Genomic DNA, 20,610 nt, shown 5'->3' with positions numbered 1-20,610 from the left:
TATTGGGATCAATGCTTTAAAATCACAACTCGTGCAAAAATCAACTGAACTACTGATCCAATTGATAATCACAAAGAGTACATTTAGAACATCAATAACCCATCATTCGGTCAAGGAGACATCGCGAATGAAAACAATCTATACACTTATTGCTGCCAGCATTATTGCAGCGCCTGCGATGGCTCAGCTATCGGATGAAGCTGGCTTTAGCGGTGAGATATCAATTAACTCAGGCTTTCGTGCTTCGAGCTCCAACTTCGACACTGACGGTGACAGCACCATCACTTCGAATACTCAAAGCGCTTCTTCAGACACCAATTTTGTAGTTGCTCCTCTTGGCAGCATTGCTTACACCTTTGGCCAAAGCCTAAACCAGCAAGTCTACGTTGGTACTTCGCGTGAAGATGTAGCAACGGGTACTGTGGTATTGGAAGTTGGTTATAAGTACCAACTAGAGTCAGGCACAATTATTGATGCGTCTTTATTGCCAACCGTCATGTCTGGCAAAACCTGGGAAGACCCGTATAAAACTGGGTCAGCAAGAACAGAAACCGACGAAACCGGTAATGCCTTCCGCTTAAAATTCGACAAGATCGCAGGTTCTAACTTTAGCTTAGATACCGCTTATGCGACCAAAGATGTTGAAAATGATCTAGTGACAGACAAAGCATTAAAGAGAGATAGCAAAACCATCTACGTAAAAGGTCAATATCGTCAGCCATTAAGCCGAACGTCTTTCCTCTTGCCATCGATCATTTACCAGTCTTCCTCTGCGGATGGCGATGCTAACTCTTATGATCAATTAGGAGCGGAACTGAGCTTATTTAAAGTCATGCAACGCCATCAGCTAGCGCTCACCGCAGGTTACAGCCATCGTTCATATGATGCAGCGGCAACATTAACCAATTTTGATAAAAAGCGTAGCGACAATAACTACAGCTTGTTTGCCGCTTATGAATACAAAAACTTCATGGACTGGCAAGATTGGTCATTCATCGGTCTTGCTGGGTATGGCGCAGGCCAATCCAACATCACGTTCTATGATCAATCTGAAACCTTAGTTTCTGTCGGTTTAAACTATCAGTTCTAAGAAAAAGCCCACGCTTTAAAGCTTAAACGCCACACCATCTAATACTTAAGGGAGCGAATCGCTCCCTTTTTATATCCAGATAAAATAATCAAAAAAACTTCATACCGTTTGACAAAAGTTCGACGCGCCCCTTTTTAGACTATCGGCCTCTAACAAAGGAGTATTTCCATGAATGCTAAACTATCACTATTGGCTCTTGCTATTGCAGCAGCTCCCGCTATGGCTGAGCTATCTGAAGAAGCTGGTTTCAGCGGCGAGATTTCACTAAACACTGGCTATATGTCTTCATCATCTCATTTTGATACTGACGGTGATAAGACGCTTACCGAAGCAAATTCAACGAAAAAAGCCGAGTCTAATGGTGATTTTCTAGTACTACCGCTAGGCAGTGTTACCTATACATTTGGTCGTCATTTAGATAAACAGGTTTACGCAGGTACAGCTCGTGAAGATATTGCTGTCGGTAACCTTGCTTTAGAGATCGGCTACAAACAAGAATTTGCCTCAGGTATGGTTATCGATGCCTCTTTCCTACCGACAATCATGTCAGGTGAAACCTGGTCAGATCCTTACCTTCTAAATGCCGAACGTCAAACTACGGATGAATCAGGCAATGCATATCGTCTAAAGTTCAAAAATATACTAGGTTCTAACTTTACGCTAGATACGGCATACGCGACTAAAGATGTTAGCGATGAGCAATCTGGTATGGGTGTGTTTGACCCAGCAACAGAACAAGATTCTATTGATGCCCTGCAACGTGATAGCTCTTCTATCTACGTAAAAGGTGAATACCAAATATCACTGAATGAGACTTCTTTCTTACAGCCATCATTAACGTATGTAAAAACAGACGCGGATGGTAAAGCCAACTCTTCGACCTCATTCGGTGGTGAACTTTCTTATTTTAAAGTACTCAACCGCCACCAGTTTGCATTAACTGCAGGTTACACTACTCGTTCTTTTGACGCCGTAAACCCGCTGTTTGATAAAACTCGTGACGAAAGTGAACTCAGCTTCTTTGCTGCCTACGAATACCAGGATTTCATGGGATGGCAGGACTGGTCACTGATTTCATTCGCGGGCTACGGCACAACAGACACTAACATCGACTTTTATGATGAAGATGAATACCTAATGTCAGTGGGTATGAACTACCAGTTCTAAAACCGTTACTGCATGTAAGTCGACATCAAAAGCAAAGCCCACCTTAGTGGGCTTTGTTATACAGCTTGAGCCGTAAGTTGTTTTAATAACCTATCCATCGCACGATATCCGAGCGCTTCCGATAAATGTTTTTTCTCTATTTGTTCACAGCCTTCAAGGTCAGCAATGGTTCTCGCGACTTTTATTATCCTATGGTAAGCACGGATCGATAAACCTAAACGATGCAAAGCATTTTCAAGAAAATCGGCATCTTGCCTTTGCAGCGGACAATGCGTTTCTATTTCCCGGCTACCTAACAATGCATTGGCTTTGCCATTCCTATATTTCATTATTTCTCTGGCGGCGACCACTCTCTGCTTGACTACCGAACTCGCTTCTCCTCGGTCACCCCCTTCCGCCAGCATACCTTTAGGTAGTAGTGGGATTTCCAAAGACATATCAAAGCGATCAAGAAGTGGCCCAGATAAGCGATTCAAATAGCGCAATATAATCTGAGGGTTAGCTCTGGCTTGGTTTCCTTCATAGTACCCTGTTGGGCTTGGGTTCAATGCGCCGACTAATTGAAAACGAGCAGGAAAACGCGTCTTGCCTTGAGCGCGTGAGATAATAATTTCTCCGGATTCCAAAGGCTCGCGGAGTGAGTCTAAAACTTTACGTTCAAACTCAGGCATTTCATCTAAAAACAATAATCCATTATGCGCCAAGGAGATTTCCCCCGGCCTTGGAATAGCGCCACCGCCAACCAATGCTGCCATAGAACTGGAATGATGAGGGGTGCGAAAAGGCCGTTGTTTCCAATTATGCTCATTCACATCCTGTTGAATAAGCGAAGCAACCGACGCGGTTTCCATGGCTTCTTCTTCATTCATCTCAGGCAATAAGTCACACAATCGCGATGCCAGCATGGTTTTGCCCGTACCCGGAGGGCCAAGAAACAGTAAATTATGATTACCTGCCGCAGCAATTTCTAATGCTCGCTTTCCTTGCTGCTGGCCAATAATATCGCGCAAATCTCGTTCATTGGTTTGCTGAGCACATTCGCTAGGAGTTTGATGCAACGATAAGCTTTGCTGACCACATAAGTCGGCACACACCTCCAATAAACTTTGCGCCGATTTATGAACGCCCTTACCCACTAGAGCCGCTTGATCACCATTATGATGAGGAACGACCAAGCAACGCTTCACGCGATTCGTCGCTAAAGCTGCAGGCAATACGCCTTTAACGCTCCTCAACTCTCCAGAAAGCGCAAGCTCACCGACAAATTCATATTGGCCTAGTTTGCTGATTGGAAGTTGCTCAGACGCAGCCAAAATACCAAGCGCAATTGGTAGATCAAATCGCCCGCCTTCTTTCGGCAAGTCGGCAGGCGCAAGATTAACGGTGATCCTTTTAGCCGGAAATTCAAAGCGAGAGTTAATGATCGCACTGCGCACCCGATCACGAGATTCTTTAACGGTAGTTTCTGGTAATCCAACCAACGTAAAGCCTGGCATCCCATTGCTAATGTGTACTTCGACGGTCACTGCAGGCGCTTCCACTCCCACACTGGCACGGCTATGAACGATTGCGAGCCCCATAACATCCCTTTGTTATTGATTTAAAAGTATTCATATCGGTATTTATTGAACATTTAATCCATTGAAATGTTATATAGCGTGGTGGGATGGGGTATTTATGTGAAAAAAGAATGACATTTTGCTTGTCATCCAGCAGATTTGTGTGATAACACTAGAGACGCAAACATTTACATAAGACAATACACGATAAAAATAGCTATATATGAAATTTAACGCTCGCATTTACGCTCTGATTAACCTGGTGATCGTAGTCATTATTAAGACTGCGCGGGGGCGAGTGGATAAAAAATAGCCACAAGATTTTAAAAACCCCCGCACTGAAAAGTTCGGGGGTTTTTTCTAGTTTATAGATTTCGTTTTTTATAATTTGAAGCAAGTCGGTTTCACTGACAGACAGGAAGAATGGGAGCACAAGATGTGCAGTCAAAAAGGAAATAGTTACCAAGTAGTTGGTAACACAGGGGGATTACGATGAAAGGCGCAGAATTAGTCGTATCCGCTTTAAAACAACAGGGTATCAAAACCGTTTTTGGTTACCCAGGTGGCGCTATCATGCCAATCTACGACGCACTGTATGATGGTGGCGTAGAACATATTTTATGTCGTCACGAACAAGGCGCCGTCATCGCCGCCATTGGTATGGCGCGAGCAAGCCAAGACGTTGCCGTTTGTATGGCGACTTCAGGCCCTGGCGCAACCAACCTAGTCACAGGCCTAGCCGACGCTTTCATGGATTCAATCCCACTTGTCGCGATCACAGGCCAAGTCGCAAGTTCTCACATCGGTACGGATGCATTCCAAGAGATGGATGTTATTGGAATGTCTCTGTCTTGTACTAAGCACAGCTACCTAGTAACAGATATCAACGATTTAGCACCGACACTTGCAGAAGCATTTGAAGTAGCTAAAGCAGGCCGCCCAGGACCAGTGATTGTCGATATCGCCAAAGATGTACAGCTTGCCGAAGCACCTGTCGAAATTCTTCCTGAATTCATTCCACCAGCCATTCCAGTAGCAAGCCAAGAATCTTTGGCTACCGCTCAGCAAGTGTTGTCTGAAGCGACTCGCCCTGTGCTTTATGTCGGTGGTGGTGTACAACTCGCGAAAGCAACCGACTCTGTTCGTGAGTTCTTACGTTTAAACCCCATGCCTGCCGTCAGCACTTTGAAAGGGTTAGGGACGATTGAACGTCATGATCCTCACTACCTTGGTATGCTAGGTATGCACGGTACTAAAGCCGCAAACTTAGTGGTTCAAGAATGTGACCTTTTGATCGTAGTCGGCGCACGTTTCGACGACCGAGTAACAGGTAAGCTCGATACTTTTGCCCCACACGCTAAAGTTATCCATATTGATATTGATGCGGCAGAATTCAGCAAGCTACGTCATGCTCACGCTCCAATTCGTGGTGACATCAACAAGGTTCTTCCTCAGCTAGAGCTGACACAAGATATCTCTTCGTGGGTTCACCACTCTGAAGGGCTACGCAGCAGCTTTAAGTGGCGCTACGACCATCCAGGCGAACCAATCTTCGCACCACTGCTGCTTAAGCAGTTATCTGACATGATGCCAGAGAGCTCAATCATCTCTACCGATGTTGGCCAGCACCAAATGTGGGCAGCACAGCACATGCAGCCACGCGATCCACAGAACTTCATCACTTCCGCGGGCCTAGGGACTATGGGCTTTGGCTTACCTGCGGCGATGGGTGCAGCAGTTGCAAGGCCAGACGACCAATCTATTCTAGTTTCCGGTGACGGTTCATTCATGATGAACGTTCAAGAGCTTGGCACATTAAAGCGTCGCCAGATCCCAGTAAAAATGGTGCTACTGAATAACTCTCGTCTTGGCATGGTACGTCAATGGCAGTCGCTATTCTTCGACGGCCGCCACAGTGAAACCATCCTTGATGACAACCCTGATTTTGTCATGCTAGCAAAAGCTTTTGATATCCCAGGAAAGACCATTACTCGTAAAGAGGAAGTAGTCCCTGCACTTAAAGAGATGCTAGAAAGCAAAACGGCTTACTTACTGCACATCGTCATTGATGAAGAAGAAAACGTATGGCCACTAGTACCGCCAGGCGCATCGAATAGCGAAATGTTGGAGAACACATAAAATGGAAAGATATTTACTGGATATTAAAGCCGACGACAAACCGGTACTTTTAGAACGTGTTCTTCGTGTTATTCGCCACCGTGGTTTTATTGTTAAGCAAGTTGCGGGAACGCAAAACCACGAAAGCAAAATCGCTAGCGTTGAAATCATTGTCGACAGTGAGCGTCCAATTTCATTCTTAGTTAATCAAATTGAAAAGTTGTGGGACGTACGTACCGTTGATGTGATTACCATCAGCAAAAACGAACTGCCAAACAACAACTTACAACAAAAAATCAGTGCATAAGGAAGGCAAAGATGACAGCTAAAACAGCAGATTATATTTGGTTTAACGGTAAGTTAGTGCCATGGGCTGAAGCCAATGTTCACGTCCTTACTCACGCTATGCACTACGGAACATCAGTATTTGAAGGGGTTCGTTGCTACAACACGCCAAATGGCCCAGTGATTTTCCGTCACCCAGAACACGCTAAACGCCTGAAAGATTCAGCGAAGATTTACCGCTTCCCGATTCCCTATACCGAAGAGGAAATCATGGAAGCAACTCGCGAAACACTTCGTGAAAACAAGCTAGATTCCGCTTACATCCGCCCTCTTGGTTTTGTAGGAAATGTAGGGCTAGGCGTTTGCCCTCCTGAATCCACAGAAATGGACCTGATCATTGCGGCGTTCCCGTGGGGTTCTTACCTAGGTGAAGAAGCGCTAGAAAATGGCGTCGATGCGATGATCTCTAGCTGGAACCGCGCTGCACCTAATACTATCCCTACCGCAGCAAAAGCTGGTGGTAACTACCTATCATCATTACTTGTTGGGGGTGAAGCTCGCCGCCATGGTTACGATGAAGGTATCGCACTGAGTGTAGATGGTTACTTATCTGAAGGGGCTGGCGAAAACATCTTTGTGATTCGTAACGGTATTCTTTCTACACCACCAGCGACCAGCGCAATCTTGCCGGGCATCACTCGCGATTCAATCATGACGCTTGCAAAAGAAATGGGCTACGAGATCCGCGAAGAAAACATCGCACGTGAAGCGCTCTATCTTGCTGACGAAGTATTCATGACAGGTACTGCAGCGGAAATCGTTCCAGTGCGTACCGTCGACAAAATTGAAGTGGGTTGCGGTAAACGTGGCCCGATTACAGAAAAAATTCAAGCTGCTTATTTTGGTTTGTTCAACGGCACCACTGAAGACAAGTGGGGTTGGTTGGATTATGTATACCCAGAAAATGCGCCATCAGCTAAATAAATTTATAAGGATTTAAGCAATGCCTATCTATCGTTCAGCAACGACTACCCACGGACGCAACATGGCTGGTGCCCGCGCATTATGGCGTGCAACTGGTGTAAAAGATGATGACTTCGGTAAACCAATCATCGCGGTTGTAAACTCATTCACTCAATTTGTACCTGGCCACGTTCACCTTAAAGATATGGGTCAATTGGTTGCCGGTGAAATCGAGAAAGCAGGCGGTATCGCGAAAGAATTCAACACCATCGCGGTGGATGATGGTATCGCAATGGGACACGGCGGCATGCTGTACTCACTGCCATCTCGTGAACTGATCGCCGATTCCGTTGAGTACATGGTCAATGCACACTGTGCCGATGCCATGGTATGTATTTCTAACTGTGACAAAATCACCCCGGGAATGATGATGGCAGCTATGCGCCTGAACATCCCTGTGATCTTTGTATCGGGCGGCCCAATGGAAGCGGGTAAAACTAAGCTTTCAGATCAACTTATCAAACTGGATCTGGTTGACGCGATGATCCAAGGTGCCGATCCAACTGTATCTGACGAGCAAAGTGAGCAGATCGAGCGTTCAGCATGTCCAACATGTGGATCATGTTCAGGCATGTTCACGGCTAACTCGATGAACTGCTTAACAGAAGCTCTGGGGTTATCTCAACCAGGTAACGGTTCGATGCTGGCAACGCACGCCGATCGTGAACAGCTATTTATCAATGCAGGTAAACGTGTCGTTGAACTGACGAAACGTTACTACGAGCAAGATGACGAATCAGCACTACCACGTAATATCGCGAACCGCCCTGCTTTTGAAAACGCAATGGCGCTCGATATCGCAATGGGTGGCTCAAGTAATACCGTTCTTCATTTATTAGCAGCGGCTCAAGAAGGTGAGATCGATTTCGATATGAACGACATCGATGAAATGTCTCGCCGCGTACCACACTTATGTAAAGTGGCGCCTTCAACTCAGAAATACCACATGGAAGATGTACACCGCGCTGGTGGTGTAATGGCGATTCTTGGTGAACTTGATCGCGCAGGTCTACTTAACGGTGACACTAGCACAGTGCTTGGCCTATCAATGAAAGAGCAGCTAGCACAATACGACATCATGCAAACCGAAGACGAAGAAGTATTGAAGTTCTTCCGTGCTGGCCCTGCTGGTATCCGTACCACGCAAGCTTTCTCTCAAGACTGCCGCTGGGATCGTTTGGATGACGATCGCAAAGAAGGCTGTATCCGCACCAAAGAAAATGCCTTCAGCCAAGAAGGTGGCTTAGCCGTTCTTTCCGGCAACATTGCCGTTGATGGCTGTATCGTTAAGACCGCTGGTGTAGACGAAGAAAACTTAAAATTCCAAGGTCCTGCCATCGTGTTTGAAAGCCAAGATACAGCTGTAGAAGGCATTCTTGGTGGCAAAGTGAAAGCGGGCGAAGTGGTTGTTATTCGCTACGAAGGCCCTAAAGGTGGCCCAGGCATGCAAGAAATGCTTTACCCAACGACTTACCTAAAATCGATGGGCTTAGGCAAATCGTGTGCACTACTGACTGATGGTCGCTTCTCTGGTGGTACATCAGGCCTTTCAATCGGTCACGCGTCACCTGAAGCCGCAAGTGGCGGTACTATCGGCCTGGTTCAAGATGGCGACATCATCACTATTGATATCCCTAGCCGTTCAATCACATTAGATGTGTCTGAAGAAGAGCTAGCAACTCGTCGCGCTAAGCAAGATGAATTAGGTTGGAAGCCTGCTGACCGTCAACGTGAAGTATCATTCGCACTAAAAGCTTACGCAAGTATGGCGACCAGTGCTGACAAAGGTGCAGTACGTGATAAGTCCAAACTTGAGGACTAATCTATGACCGATTCTTTTCCAACAAAAGAACGGGAACAATCTGGTGCAGACTACCTGCGCCAGATATTACGCGCTCCTGTTTATGAGGTGGCTACGGTCACCCCACTCCAAGCAATGCCTCGCCTAAATGAGCGAGTCGGCAACCAAGTTTTCATCAAACGTGAAGACCGACAACCTGTGCATTCCTTTAAGTTACGTGGCGCCTACAACATGGTGGCTAGCCTCACTGGCGCACAAAAATCTGCAGGAGTCATTGCGGCTTCGGCAGGTAACCATGCTCAAGGGATGGCCCTGTCTGGCTCTAAGCTTGGAATTCAGACCACGATCGTCATGCCGAAAACCACGCCAGATATCAAAGTCGAAGCCGTTCGAGGCTTTGGTGGTAATGTGGTACTGCATGGCAGTAACTTCGATGAAGCCAAAGCGGAAGCAGAACGCCTATCAAACGAGCATGGCTATACGTTTGTACCGCCTTTCGATCATCCACTGGTGATTGCAGGACAAGGCACTATCGGCATGGAAATGCTGCAGCAAAATGGCCACTTAGACTATATCTTCGTACCTGTTGGTGGCGGAGGTTTAGCTGCTGGGGTTGCAGTACTCGTCAAACAGCTCATGCCAGAGATCAAAGTCATTGCCGTAGAACCTGAAGATTCTTCTTGTTTGAAAGCAGCACTGGATGCCGGAGAACCCGTAATCCTTGATCAAGTCAGCATGTTTGCTGACGGTGTGGCGGTTAAACGCATTGGCGAAGAAACCTTCCGCCTTTGCCAAAAATACATTGATGGCCACATTGCGGTTTCAAGTGACGAAATCTGTGCGGCAGTCAAAGATATTTTTGAAGACACCCGAGCGATTGCCGAACCTTCTGGTGCCTTAGCTCTTGCAGGATTGAAGAAGTTCGCCGAGCAAAATCAATTGAAAGATAAACAGTTAGGTACCGTCCTGTCTGGTGCCAACACTAACTTCCACGGTTTACGCTACGTATCTGAACGCTGTGAACTGGGTGAAAAACGTGAAGGCCTGCTCGCGGTTACGATTCCTGAGCGCCAAGGCGCATTCTTTGAGTTCTGTAATCTGATTGGTGGCCGCGCGGTTACCGAGTTTAACTACCGTTATAACGATGACAGTTTGGCGAATATCTTCGTGGGTGTCCGCCTACAAGGTGGTCAAGAAGAGCTAGACAACATCATTCACGATCTCCGTGATGGTGGTTACCCAGTCGTTGATCTCTCTGATGACGAAATGGCAAAACTGCACGTTCGCTACATGATCGGCGGTAAGCCTTCAAAGCCATTAAAAGAACGCTTATACAGCTTTGAGTTTCCGGAGTACCCTGGCGCTTTGGTTAAATTCTTGAGCACACTCGGTACTCACTGGAACATCAGTTTATTCAATTACCGTAACCACGGTGCAGACTACGGTCGCGTATTGTGTGGCTTTGAATTAGACGAGCATGATCTGGCTGAGTTCTCTCGTCACTTACGTGAGTTAGGCTACCAATGTAAGGACGAAACGGATAACCCGTCCTATCAGTTCTTTTTGTCTTAGTCGAACCCATTAAAAAGGCGAGCAAAAGCTCGCCTTTTTGTTCGCTAATATTCCAGCCAGTCCTGATGCAGTTGCTGGCTCGACCCTAAATAATCGACCATCCACTCAATTAACTTATGGTTATCGTCTTTTCGCCACACTAAGCAGCATTGGCTCAATGGTTTATCGTCTGGCAGTATTTTTTCCACCAGCATACCTTCTTCAATCAAAGGCATTGCAATATGTCGAGGCATATAGCCAACGCCTACGCCATTTTTAAGGCATTCAATCGCGCTGTACCAATTGGGTAATAGCAAACGCCTTTGGCTGGCGTAGTGGCCAGTATGACGCTTTGGAAGCACACTTGATGTATCATCCAAGCATATCGCTGGATATTGGCTCACAAACGCTTCTGTTAGATTTTGTTCTCGTACACATGGGTGACTTGGAGACATGACAAATGCCCAATCTAGTCGCCCCATATCCCGAACTTCGAAATCGCCACCAACAGGGATCGCAGACGTCGCCCCAATAACAATGTCCGCTCGGCCCTGAGCTATCGCTTCCCAAGAGCCATTAAACACTTCCATATTGATTTGAAGCTCCGCGAATTCAAACTTCTCATAGAAGGCTTCGATCATAGGTTTCATCTTCTCTAGCTTGACCACATTATCCAGCGTGAGTTTCAAGGTTTTCTGCCAACCATGCGATGCCCTTTTCGTTTGCGCTTTGACTTCTTCCATTTGGCGAAGCAACGCCCTTGCTTCCTCAATAAATAACTCCCCAGCCGGCGTTAACTCAACCTTTCGAGGAAGTCGGCGAAACAGCAGCACATCCAACTCTTGTTCAACTTGTCGAACACCATAGCTGATCGCGGAGGGTACTTTGTGAAGCTGCTCTGCAGCCGCAGTAAAACTGCCTAAACGCGCAACGGTATCGAGCATCTCTAACGAAGATTTAGAAAACATAAGCCTTCAAATTTTTTGATTGATAACCACTAATTTTAACGTTTTATTTTGAATAGATCGAAAAATAGAATGGCGAGGTAAAAATAATGGGGTGTTGAGCACTCTTTGAGCAAACAATTTTTTTGATGATAAATCTAATACTAGACATCATCGACTATCTGGCACTTTTATGAATATTTCAAAATTTCAGCTTATTTACTTAGCAGCTTTGTCTATGCTTGGCTTCATTGCAACAGACATGTACCTGCCAGCATTCAAAATGATGGAAACAGACTTTGCTACAGGCCCTGAGCAAATTGCTCTGTCCTTAACTGTGTTTCTTGTTGGTATGGCCGTAGGCCAGCTTCTATGGGGCTTAGCGAGTGACAAATTCGGACACAGAAATACGCTAGCAGCAGGCTTAGCCATTTTCACACTTGCTTCTTTTGGCTTAGCGTTTAGCACAGAAGTGTGGCAGCTATTGGGACTACGCTTTATCCAAGCGATCGGTGTATGTGCTCCTGCGGTAATTTGGCAAGCAATGGTAATCAAACGTTACCCAGCGCAAGCGAGCCAGCAAATATTCGCCACCATCATGCCACTTGTCGCGCTATCTCCAGCACTCGCACCACAATTAGGTGTGCTACTTGCAGACAACTTAGGCTGGCACAGTATTTTTGTCGCGCTAACTCTATTAGGTACATTACTTATTGCGACCACTCTGGCACAACCAAAAGAACAACCAGAGCAGAAGCAAACCAGCATCAGTAACGACATTAAGGTTTTACTTAAATCGAAGCCTTACTTAGGCAACGTCATCATGTTTGCCAGTGCATCGGCTGCATTTTTCGCTTACCTAACCGGTATGCCTGAGATCATGGCACAACTCGGTTATGAAGCCAAAGACATCGGTTTAAGCTTCATCCCACAAACTATTGCGTTTATGGTGGGTGGCTACCTTGGCAAAGTGGGCGTGAAGAAATTTGGCGATTCTTTAGTTCTCAAACAACTGATTGGCTTGTTTACGGTGGCGACATTACTGATTTTCATCGCCTCTCAGTGGACACTGACATCGATTTGGCCGCTGCTAGCACCATTTTGTTTGATCGCAGTTGCAAACGGTGCCCTTTACCCAATCGTGGTAAACCGAGCTTTATCTAATGCGAAACAAAGCCCAGCAACCGCGGCTGGACTACAAAACAGCTTCCAGATTTGTATCAGTAGTATTGCAAGTGGCTTAGTCGCAAGTATGGCTAGCTTAGCTCTTCCGGTGACAGGTGTTGCTATTGTGATTTGTTTAGCAGGTTTGTGGATTGGCTACATCATCGCCAATCAGAAATTATCGGAGCATTTTACAGCTCCGGATAATTCACGAGTGGTAAGCGAAGAATAAGTAGCCCATGAAGGAGATAGCCTAAGAAGCTGTCTCCTTCTTAACGTTAGGAAGGTGCGAAATATCCTGCTCTAGATGACTCGCATCGTTCATATGTTGATAACTCACCACACGATCTCTGCCCTGCTCTTTCGCTTTGTACAACGCTTTGTCCGCGTGCTTCACCACAGATTCTGCATCCAAAGCGTTACTCGGATAAGTGGCAATACCAATCGAAACGGTAAGTTGCCCTAACGATAAGCCTTTTAGTTCTAAGTGCATATCTCGCACAGAGCGGCAAATCTTCTCAGCAAACTCATTCGCCCGCGCATTCGTGTAATTCGGCAAGAGGATCGCCAATTCTTCACCGCCTAGGCGACAAACCACTTCCTCTTCAATCACGGAATGCTTAAGTAACAAGCTGATTTCTTTCAATACATAATCACCAGCATCATGACCGAAATTGTCATTAAAACGCTTGAAATGATCAAGATCGAGCATCAATAACGACAACTCTTGATTGTCTCTATCGCTCTTCAAAATCAGCTCATCCATACTTTGTTCAAAAAAGCGACGATTGAATAACCCGGTCAGTGGATCGCTTAGCGCTTGTGAGCGAAGTTTTTCTTGGAGGCTTAAGTTAGCCAGCGCTAAACCTAAGTGCTCGGCAACACTAAATGCTAATTGGTAAGTCACATCATTAACTTTGACATCACCACTACCAAAATAAAGGTGCAGCATGCCAATGGTATTTCCATGCGCGGTCAGAGGTATACACAAGGTCTGATTTTGCTCGACACCAGACATGTGTTCACAAGACAAGTTATGGTATTCATCATTAGATAAATGAGCGCCGCCTTTTCTTAAGGCCCAACATTCCTCAGGGCTAAAGCTGCGGCTTCCAGGCCAAGAGCGCCCCCACTCCAGCTGCAAGTTCAGTAAATTACGCGATGAACGCATCAAAGAAACGCTACCATTCACATCACCTAGAATACGCGGAATAATATCGGAGACGACTTTCTGCGCTTCCATTAAGTTATTACAGGCTGCAAGCATGTTCGCCAAGCGGTGCAATAACTCAATTTCAATGGTGCGCTGGTGGATTCTCTGATCTTGTTTAGACTTCTCTTGATTAACACTGGTTAATATCACGCGATGACTCATCACTGACGTTCCGATCAATACACTGATACTTAAGAATGTCATTACCCCTAGAATCGTCATCAAATGAGTCGTCATACTTTTTAAAGAATGCATCGGAACCGATAAGGTGATGATGTAATCTCGGCCATCTACAAAGACTTTCTCGGCATAATAAAAGAGATAAACTGAGAGCACGCTACTAAAACGTACATCGCTGCCAAACCCGTTGCTATAGGCAAGTTCAAATTCAGGCCTATCACCATGGTTTTCGACCGTGCTTAAAGCGCGATCCGAAAGAGAAGTATCGCCAACCACAATACCATTAACATCAATAACGGTAATACGAGTACTAGCACTGGCTTGGGTAAGCTCACCGATGTAGTCATCGATGAGTTTTGATGAAGAGAAATCTGGAGAGTCTTCTTCTATCTCATAAATAACATCAGACAGAATAGAGCGACTGGTTTCCAATACCGACTGGTGAGCTAGCCTCTCTAACGTAATGTAGAAAAAGTAAATCCCGATAAACATCGATATCGATAAGGTGACAATAGGTAGCAGTTGCCATTTACGATCAATAATTTTAGACACGTTACCTCCTTGTGATCACGCTTAAATTAAACAAAACATAAGACGGTAACTATAACAAAAAAACCACGAACTAGGTCCGTGGTTTTTAGATATTTATCAATTAGGGGTAGTTATTTTTTTGTTGGGCGCTGCCAATTCGTGATTTTTCGCTCTTTTGCACGGCTAATCACAAGTTCATTTTGCTCTACATCACGAGTTACTGTCGAGCCCGCCCCAACGGTTGCACCATCAGCAATGGTTACTGGTGCTATCAATTGGCTGTCAGAACCAACAAACACATCATCACCGATGACAGTCTTGAATTTGTTAGCCCCATCATAATTACAAGTGATCACACCGGCACCAACATTTACCCGTTGGCCAATTTCAGCATCGCCTAAATAAGTAAGGTGATTAGCCTTAGAACCTTCGCCTAAAAGAGTGTTCTTCACTTCAACAAAGTTACCTACGTGCGAGTCGTTACGCATATCAGCACCAGGGCGTAAGCGAGTAAACGGACCAACTGTACAATCTTCACCGACTGTCGCACCTTCGATTACGCTGTATGGGCGAATGATTGTGTTGTCATCAACCTCACAGTCTTTTAGTACACAGCCTGTACCGATCACGACGTTATCACCAATACTTACACTGCCTTCAATGATCACGTTGGTATCGATTTCTACATCCATACCACACTGTAATTCACCACGTAGGTCAAAGCGGCTCGGGTCGCGTAGCATCACGCCTTGTTTCAGTAACTTGTCGGCTTGTTCTGCTTGATAAGCACGTTCTAAACGAGCAAGTTGAGAGCGATCATTCACGCCTTCAACTTCGATTGGGCTAACAGGGTGAACCGCTTCAACCGCACGACCTTCGCTGTGAGCTGCTGCTATCACGTCAGTTAGGTAATACTCACCTTGAGCATTATCGTTATTCAAACCAGATAACCAGCGCTTCAAGTCACCGCCTGTCGCTACCATCACACCAGTATTGATTTCTTTGATTTGCTTTTGCTCTTCAGTCGCATCTTTTTGCTCAACAATCGCGACTACTGGGCCATTTTTGCGGATAATACGTCCATAACCCATAGGGTTATCAAGCACAACAGTTAATAATGCAATACCGCCGGTTGGCTGTGCTTCTAATAGGTTTTCAATAGTTTCTGCAGAGATGAGTGGCACGTCACCATACAACACTAAGACTTTTTCATCATCTTGATAGTGCATCGATGCCTGATCCACCGCATGGCCAGTTCCGAGTTGCTCCGCTTGTAGCGCCCAGTTCACTTGCTCTTCAGCAAGTGTCGCTTTCATTTGATCACCACCATGGCCGTATACCAAATGAATATTTTGAGCACCAAGGCCGTTACATGTATCAATAACATGTTTCACCATTGGCTTACCTGCCAATGTATGAAGTACTTTCGGCATGTTGGAGTACATGCGAGTTCCCTTACCCGCAGCGAGGATCACAGCGCTAAACTTCATTAAAAAACCTATTTGACGTTATCTTAATTAAGCTGACATTCTAACCTTTTTTACTAGTTTATTTAAATTGGCTTATAAGTTGTGAGTATCAAAAACGCAAAAAGGCGACCCTTAGGTCGCCTTTATCTCAACATCATGAATCTTAAAACAAATTAACGACGTTGTTTTGTCAGCTCGATAACTCGTAACTGAGCAATGGCTTTAGCCAGTTCACCGGCCGCTTGTGCGAAGTCCATGTCGCCATGCTGATTTTGGATATTCTCCACAGCCTTGCGCTTAGCTTCTTCTGCCTTTGCTGCGTCTAGTTCTTCACCACGAATAGCTGTATCAGCCAGTACAGTCGCTGTACCAGGCTGAACTTCTACCATACCACCAGAAACATAAATAATTTCTTCGTGGCCGTGCTGTTTCACAATACGCACCATACCAGGCTTGATAGCGGTCAGCAGCGGTGTGTGGCCATGGAAAATACCAAGCTCACCTTCGCTACCGGTCACCTGAAACGTTTCAACAAGGCCAGAAAACAGTTGTTTCTCAGCGCTTACAACGTCAAGGTGAAAGGTTATTGCTGCCATATCGCCTCCTAGTTAGCCTTATAGCTTCTTAGCATTCTCAATAGCTTCGTCGATAGTACCGCAGTACATGAACGCTTGCTCTGGAATGTCATCGTATTCACCAGATAGTAGACCTTGGAAGCCACGTAGAGTCTCTTTAAGAGGTACGTAAACACCTGGGTCACCTGTAAATACTTCCGCTACGTGGTAAGGCTGAGTAAGGAACTTCTCAATCTTACGAGCACGAGATACTACTTGCTTATCTTCTTCAGATAGCTCGTCCATACCTAGGATAGCAATGATATCTTTCAGCTCTTTATAGCGCTGAAGAGTAGACTGAACGCCACGAGCAATGTCGTAGTGTTCTTGTCCAACTACCAATGGGTCTAGTTGACGAGAAGTAGAATCTAGCGGGTCGATCGCTGGGTATAGACCCATTGCTGCGATGTTACGGTTAAGTACAACCGTTGCATCTAAGTGCGCGAACGTTGTTGCTGGAGACGGGTCAGTCAAGTCATCCGCAGGTACGTATACCGCCTGTACAGACGTGATAGAACCTTGCTTAGTTGACGTGATACGTTCTTGAAGAACACCCATTTCCTCAGCTAGTGTAGGTTGGTAACCTACCGCTGAAGGCATACGACCTAGAAGTGCTGATACTTCAGTACCTGCTAGTGTGTAACGGTAGATGTTATCTACGAATAGTAGAACGTCACGACCTTCGTCACGGAAACGCTCTGCCATCGTTAGACCAGTCAGTGCAACACGTAGACGGTTACCTGGTGGCTCGTTCATCTGACCGTAAACCATCGCTACTTTTGATTCTTCAGGGTTTTCAACGTTTACAACGCCAGCTTCCTGCATTTCAAAGTAGAAATCGTTACCTTCACGAGTACGCTCACCTACACCTGCGAATACAGATAGGCCTGAGTGTTGTAGTGCGATGTTGTTGATAAGTTCCATCATGTTAACGGTCTTACCTACACCTGCACCACCGAATAGACCGATTTTACCACCCTTAGCGAATGGACAAACCAAGTCGATTACTTTTACACCAGTCTCTAGAAGAGCTGTCTCATTTGACTGTTCTTCGTAGCTTGGAGCTTCGCGGTGAATCGCGTAGTGCTCTTCTGCACCGATATCACCACACTCATCAATCGCGTCACCTAGAACGTTCATGATACGACCTAGGGTCTTAGTACCTACTGGTACTGAGATTGGAGCGCCAGTATTTTCTACTGTCAAACCACGACGTAAACCATCAGAGCTACCCATTACGATTGCGCGAACTACGCCACCGCCAAGTTGTTGCTGAACTTCAAGAACTAGACGCTCTTTCACTTCATTAACATTCAGAGCATCGTATACACGAGGTACTTCGCCCTGTGGGAACTCTACGTCGACTACCGCACCGATGATCTGTACGATCTTACCTGTAGCCATCGTTAATCCTCTAACTATTTAGTTTTACCTAAGCTTAAACCGCAGCTGCGCCTGAAACGATTTCAGAAAGTTCTTGTGTAATAGCCGCTTGACGCGCCTTGTTGTACACAAGTTCTAAATCATCAATCAGGTCGCTAGCGTTATCTGTTGCAGCTTTCATTGCAATCATTCGAGCCGCTTGCTCACAAGCAAGGTTCTCTACCACACCTTGGTACACTTGAGATTCGACATAACGAACTAAAAGTGTATCTAGTAATGGTTTTGGCTCAGGCTCATAAATGTAGTCCCAAGCATGATCGCGCTGCATGTCTTCGCTATCCGATTTAGGCAAAGGAAGTAATTGATCGATCGTTGGTTCTTGAACCATAGTGTTTTCAAACTTGTTGAACACTACGAACAGGCGATCTAATTCACCTTCATCATATTTCTTCAGCATCACGCTTACAGAACCGATCAAGTCTTCAAGGGCTGGGCTATCGCCTAGGCCAGAAACTTGAGCCGCTACTTTAGCGCCGCTGTTATTGAAAAATGCTGTTGCTTTAGAACCTACAATAGCAAGCTCTACATCAGCACCTTTCTCAGACCAATCTTTCATGTCTAGCATAGCTTTCTTGAACAAGTTAATGTTCAAACCACCACATAGACCGCGGTCTGTAGAAACGATGATGTAACCAACACGTTTGGCTTCACGTTCCTCAAGATAAGGATGCTTATACTCAAGGCTACCGTTCGCCAAATGACCGATCACTTTACGCATTGTTTCTGCATATGGACGAGTAGCTTCCATTGCGTCTTGAGAACGACGCATTTTTGAAGCTGCTACCATTTCCATTGCTTTCGTAATCTTCTGTGTGCTTTTAACACTACCGATTTTATTACGTATCTCTTTTGCGCCGGCCATCGTTACTCTCCGTTAATGGTATGAGGTGACCCTAAGGCCACCCACCAATTACCAGGTCTGGGTTGCTTTGAAATCGTCAACAAGCTTCTTCAGCTCAGCTTCGATTTCGTTGTTGTAAGCACCCGTTTTGTCGATCTGTGTTGCTAGATCGGCATATTGACCGCGAGCATACGACAGTAATGCAGCTTCAAAGTCTAGAAGCTTAGAAAGCTCTACGTCTTGAAGGTAACCACGCTCTGCAGCGAAGATTACTAGTGCTTGGTCAAATACAGACATAGGAGCGTACTGCTTCTGCTTCATTAGTTCTGTAACTTTTTGACCGTGGTCTAACTGCTTCTTAGTCGCTTCATCAAGATCCGAAGAGAACTGAGCAAACGCTGCAAGTTCACGGTATTGAGCTAGTGCTGTACGGATACCGCCAGATAGCTTCTTGATGATTTTAGTCTGCGCTGAACCACCTACACGAGATACTGAGATACCAGGGTCAACCGCTGGACGTACGCCAGAGTTGAATAGCTCAGTTTGTAGGAAGATCTGACCATCAGTAATCGAGATTACGTTCGTCGGTACGAATGCAGATACGTCACCAGCTTGCGTTTCAATGATTGGAAGAGCAGTTAAAGAACCAGTCTTACCTTTCACTTCACCGTTAGTGAATTTTTCTACGTATACTTCGCTTACACGAGCAGCACGCTCTAGAAGACGAGAGTGAAGGTAGAAAACATCACCAGGGAATGCTTCACGACCTGGTGGACGCTTAAGTAGTAGTGAGATTTGACGGTAAGCAACCGCTTGTTTAGATAGATCATCATAAACAATCAGTGCGTCTTCGCCGCGATCACGGAAGTATTCACCCATCGCACAACCTGCGTACGGCGCTAGGTATTGTAGCGCTGCAGATTCAGAAGCAGATGCAACAACAACGATAGTGTTAGCTAGCGCGCCGTGCTCTTCTAATTTGCGAACTACGTTAGCAATTGTCGATGCTTTTTGACCGATAGCTACGTAGATAGAGAAAATACCTGAATCTTTTTGGTTAATAATCGAGTCGATCGCCATTGCTGTTTTACCAGTCTGACGGTCACCGATTACTAGTTCACGTTGACCACGACCGATAGGGATCATTGAGTCAACTGACTTGTAACCAGTTTGTACTGGCTGATCAACCGATTTACGATCGATTACACCAGGTGCGATTACTTCTACAGGTGAAGTTAGTTTAGCTTCAATAGGACCTTTGCCATCAATAGGCTCACCTAGTGTGTTTACAACACGACCAAGTAGTTCAGGACCAACTGGTACTTCAAGAATACGACCAGTAGCTGTAACTTTCATGCCTTCCTGAAGGTCAGCATATGGGCCCATTACAACTGCACCAACCGAATCACGGTTCAAGTTTAGTGCTAGCGCGTAACGGCCACCCGGTAATTCAATCATTTCACCTTGCATCACGTCCGCTAGGCCGTGAATGCTAAGAATACCATCGCTTACCGATACGATAGTACCTTCGTTGCGAGCTTCACTAACAACGTCGAAAGATTCGATACGTTGTTTAATTAGATCGCTAATTTCCGTGGAATTAAGTTGCATGCTCCA

At 45.7% G+C, this 20,610-nt stretch carries 16 protein-coding genes; 8 read left to right on the top strand and 8 right to left on the bottom strand.

What is annotated here, in order from left to right; translation table 11 throughout:
- The first annotated feature begins 127 nt into the window (after window positions 1-127).
- Window positions 128-1,090 carry a DUF2860 domain-containing protein gene (locus tag ELZ11_RS22270; protein ID WP_137359582.1) on the top strand — a complete coding sequence of 321 codons (963 nt, stop codon included), beginning with the start codon at window positions 128-130 and terminating at the stop codon, window positions 1,088-1,090.
- A gap of 168 nt (window positions 1,091-1,258) precedes the next feature.
- Complete coding sequence (locus ELZ11_RS22265) at window positions 1,259-2,257, top strand: DUF2860 domain-containing protein (RefSeq protein ID WP_137359581.1); 999 nt, start codon at window positions 1,259-1,261, stop codon at window positions 2,255-2,257.
- Between the two features lie 56 nt (window positions 2,258-2,313).
- On the opposite strand, the gene ELZ11_RS22260 is transcribed toward ELZ11_RS22265, so the two are convergent.
- Window positions 2,314-3,837, bottom strand: a complete 1,524-nt coding sequence (locus ELZ11_RS22260; RefSeq protein WP_137359580.1) for a YifB family Mg chelatase-like AAA ATPase — start codon at window positions 3,835-3,837, stop codon at window positions 2,314-2,316.
- A 471-nt stretch (window positions 3,838-4,308) separates the two neighbouring features.
- Between ELZ11_RS22260 and ilvG the strand changes: the two genes are divergently transcribed.
- Genes ilvG through ilvA form a run of 5 tightly spaced genes read left to right on the top strand, consistent with a single transcriptional unit; the run spans window position 4,309 to window position 10,615 of the window.
- A complete protein-coding gene (gene ilvG / locus ELZ11_RS22255; RefSeq protein WP_137359579.1) occupies window positions 4,309-5,955 on the top strand; it encodes an acetolactate synthase 2 catalytic subunit in 1,647 nt (548 codons plus the stop codon).
- 1 nt (window position 5,956) lies between these two features.
- On the top strand, window positions 5,957-6,241 hold the full coding sequence (gene ilvM, locus ELZ11_RS22250) for an acetolactate synthase 2 small subunit (RefSeq protein ID WP_137359578.1): 285 nt from the start codon (window positions 5,957-5,959) through the stop codon (window positions 6,239-6,241).
- A gap of 11 nt (window positions 6,242-6,252) precedes the next feature.
- On the top strand, window positions 6,253-7,203 hold the full coding sequence (locus ELZ11_RS22245) for a branched-chain amino acid transaminase (RefSeq protein ID WP_137359577.1): 951 nt from the start codon (window positions 6,253-6,255) through the stop codon (window positions 7,201-7,203).
- Between the two features lie 19 nt (window positions 7,204-7,222).
- Entirely contained in the window at window positions 7,223-9,064 is a 1,842-nt protein-coding gene (ilvD, locus tag ELZ11_RS22240; protein ID WP_137359576.1) for a dihydroxy-acid dehydratase, read from the top strand.
- A 3-nt stretch (window positions 9,065-9,067) separates the two neighbouring features.
- Window positions 9,068-10,615, top strand: a complete 1,548-nt coding sequence (gene ilvA / locus ELZ11_RS22235) for a threonine ammonia-lyase, biosynthetic (protein WP_137359575.1) — start codon at window positions 9,068-9,070, stop codon at window positions 10,613-10,615.
- Window positions 10,616-10,659: 44 nt separating this feature from the next.
- On the opposite strand, the gene punR is transcribed toward ilvA, so the two are convergent.
- A complete protein-coding gene (gene punR / locus ELZ11_RS22230; protein WP_137359574.1) occupies window positions 10,660-11,562 on the bottom strand; it encodes a DNA-binding transcriptional activator PunR in 903 nt (300 codons plus the stop codon).
- 169 nt (window positions 11,563-11,731) lie between these two features.
- Here punR and punC point away from each other — a divergent pair, with 169 nt between their 5' ends.
- Window positions 11,732-12,934, top strand: coding sequence for a purine nucleoside transporter PunC (gene punC, locus ELZ11_RS22225; protein ID WP_137359573.1), 1,203 nt, complete (start codon window positions 11,732-11,734; stop codon window positions 12,932-12,934).
- Window positions 12,935-12,955: 21 nt separating this feature from the next.
- On the opposite strand, the gene ELZ11_RS22220 is transcribed toward punC, so the two are convergent.
- The 6 genes from ELZ11_RS22220 to atpA form a co-directional block, all read right to left on the bottom strand.
- Entirely contained in the window at window positions 12,956-14,587 is a 1,632-nt protein-coding gene (locus ELZ11_RS22220; protein ID WP_137359606.1) for a sensor domain-containing diguanylate cyclase, read from the bottom strand.
- Between the two features lie 170 nt (window positions 14,588-14,757).
- On the bottom strand, window positions 14,758-16,116 hold the full coding sequence (glmU, locus tag ELZ11_RS22215) for a bifunctional UDP-N-acetylglucosamine diphosphorylase/glucosamine-1-phosphate N-acetyltransferase GlmU (protein WP_137359572.1): 1,359 nt from the start codon (window positions 16,114-16,116) through the stop codon (window positions 14,758-14,760).
- 152 nt (window positions 16,117-16,268) lie between these two features.
- A complete protein-coding gene (locus ELZ11_RS22210; RefSeq protein ID WP_010433239.1) occupies window positions 16,269-16,691 on the bottom strand; it encodes a F0F1 ATP synthase subunit epsilon in 423 nt (140 codons plus the stop codon).
- 18 nt (window positions 16,692-16,709) lie between these two features.
- The gene (gene atpD, locus ELZ11_RS22205; protein ID WP_137359571.1) at window positions 16,710-18,113 is read right to left on the bottom strand and encodes a F0F1 ATP synthase subunit beta; all 1,404 of its coding nucleotides are present in this window, start codon (window positions 18,111-18,113) and stop codon (window positions 16,710-16,712) included.
- A gap of 34 nt (window positions 18,114-18,147) precedes the next feature.
- Window positions 18,148-19,014, bottom strand: a complete 867-nt coding sequence (gene atpG / locus ELZ11_RS22200) for a F0F1 ATP synthase subunit gamma (protein ID WP_137359570.1) — start codon at window positions 19,012-19,014, stop codon at window positions 18,148-18,150.
- A gap of 48 nt (window positions 19,015-19,062) precedes the next feature.
- Window positions 19,063-20,604, bottom strand: a complete 1,542-nt coding sequence (gene atpA, locus ELZ11_RS22195; RefSeq protein ID WP_137359569.1) for a F0F1 ATP synthase subunit alpha — start codon at window positions 20,602-20,604, stop codon at window positions 19,063-19,065.
- Window positions 20,605-20,610 lie beyond the last annotated feature (6 nt).

This window comes from Vibrio profundi (assembly GCF_005281835.1).
GTDB classification, from domain to species: domain Bacteria; phylum Pseudomonadota; class Gammaproteobacteria; order Enterobacterales; family Vibrionaceae; genus Vibrio; species Vibrio profundi.
The sequence above is the reverse complement of the archived record's forward strand: the minus strand, read 5'-3'. Positions and strand labels throughout refer to the sequence as shown.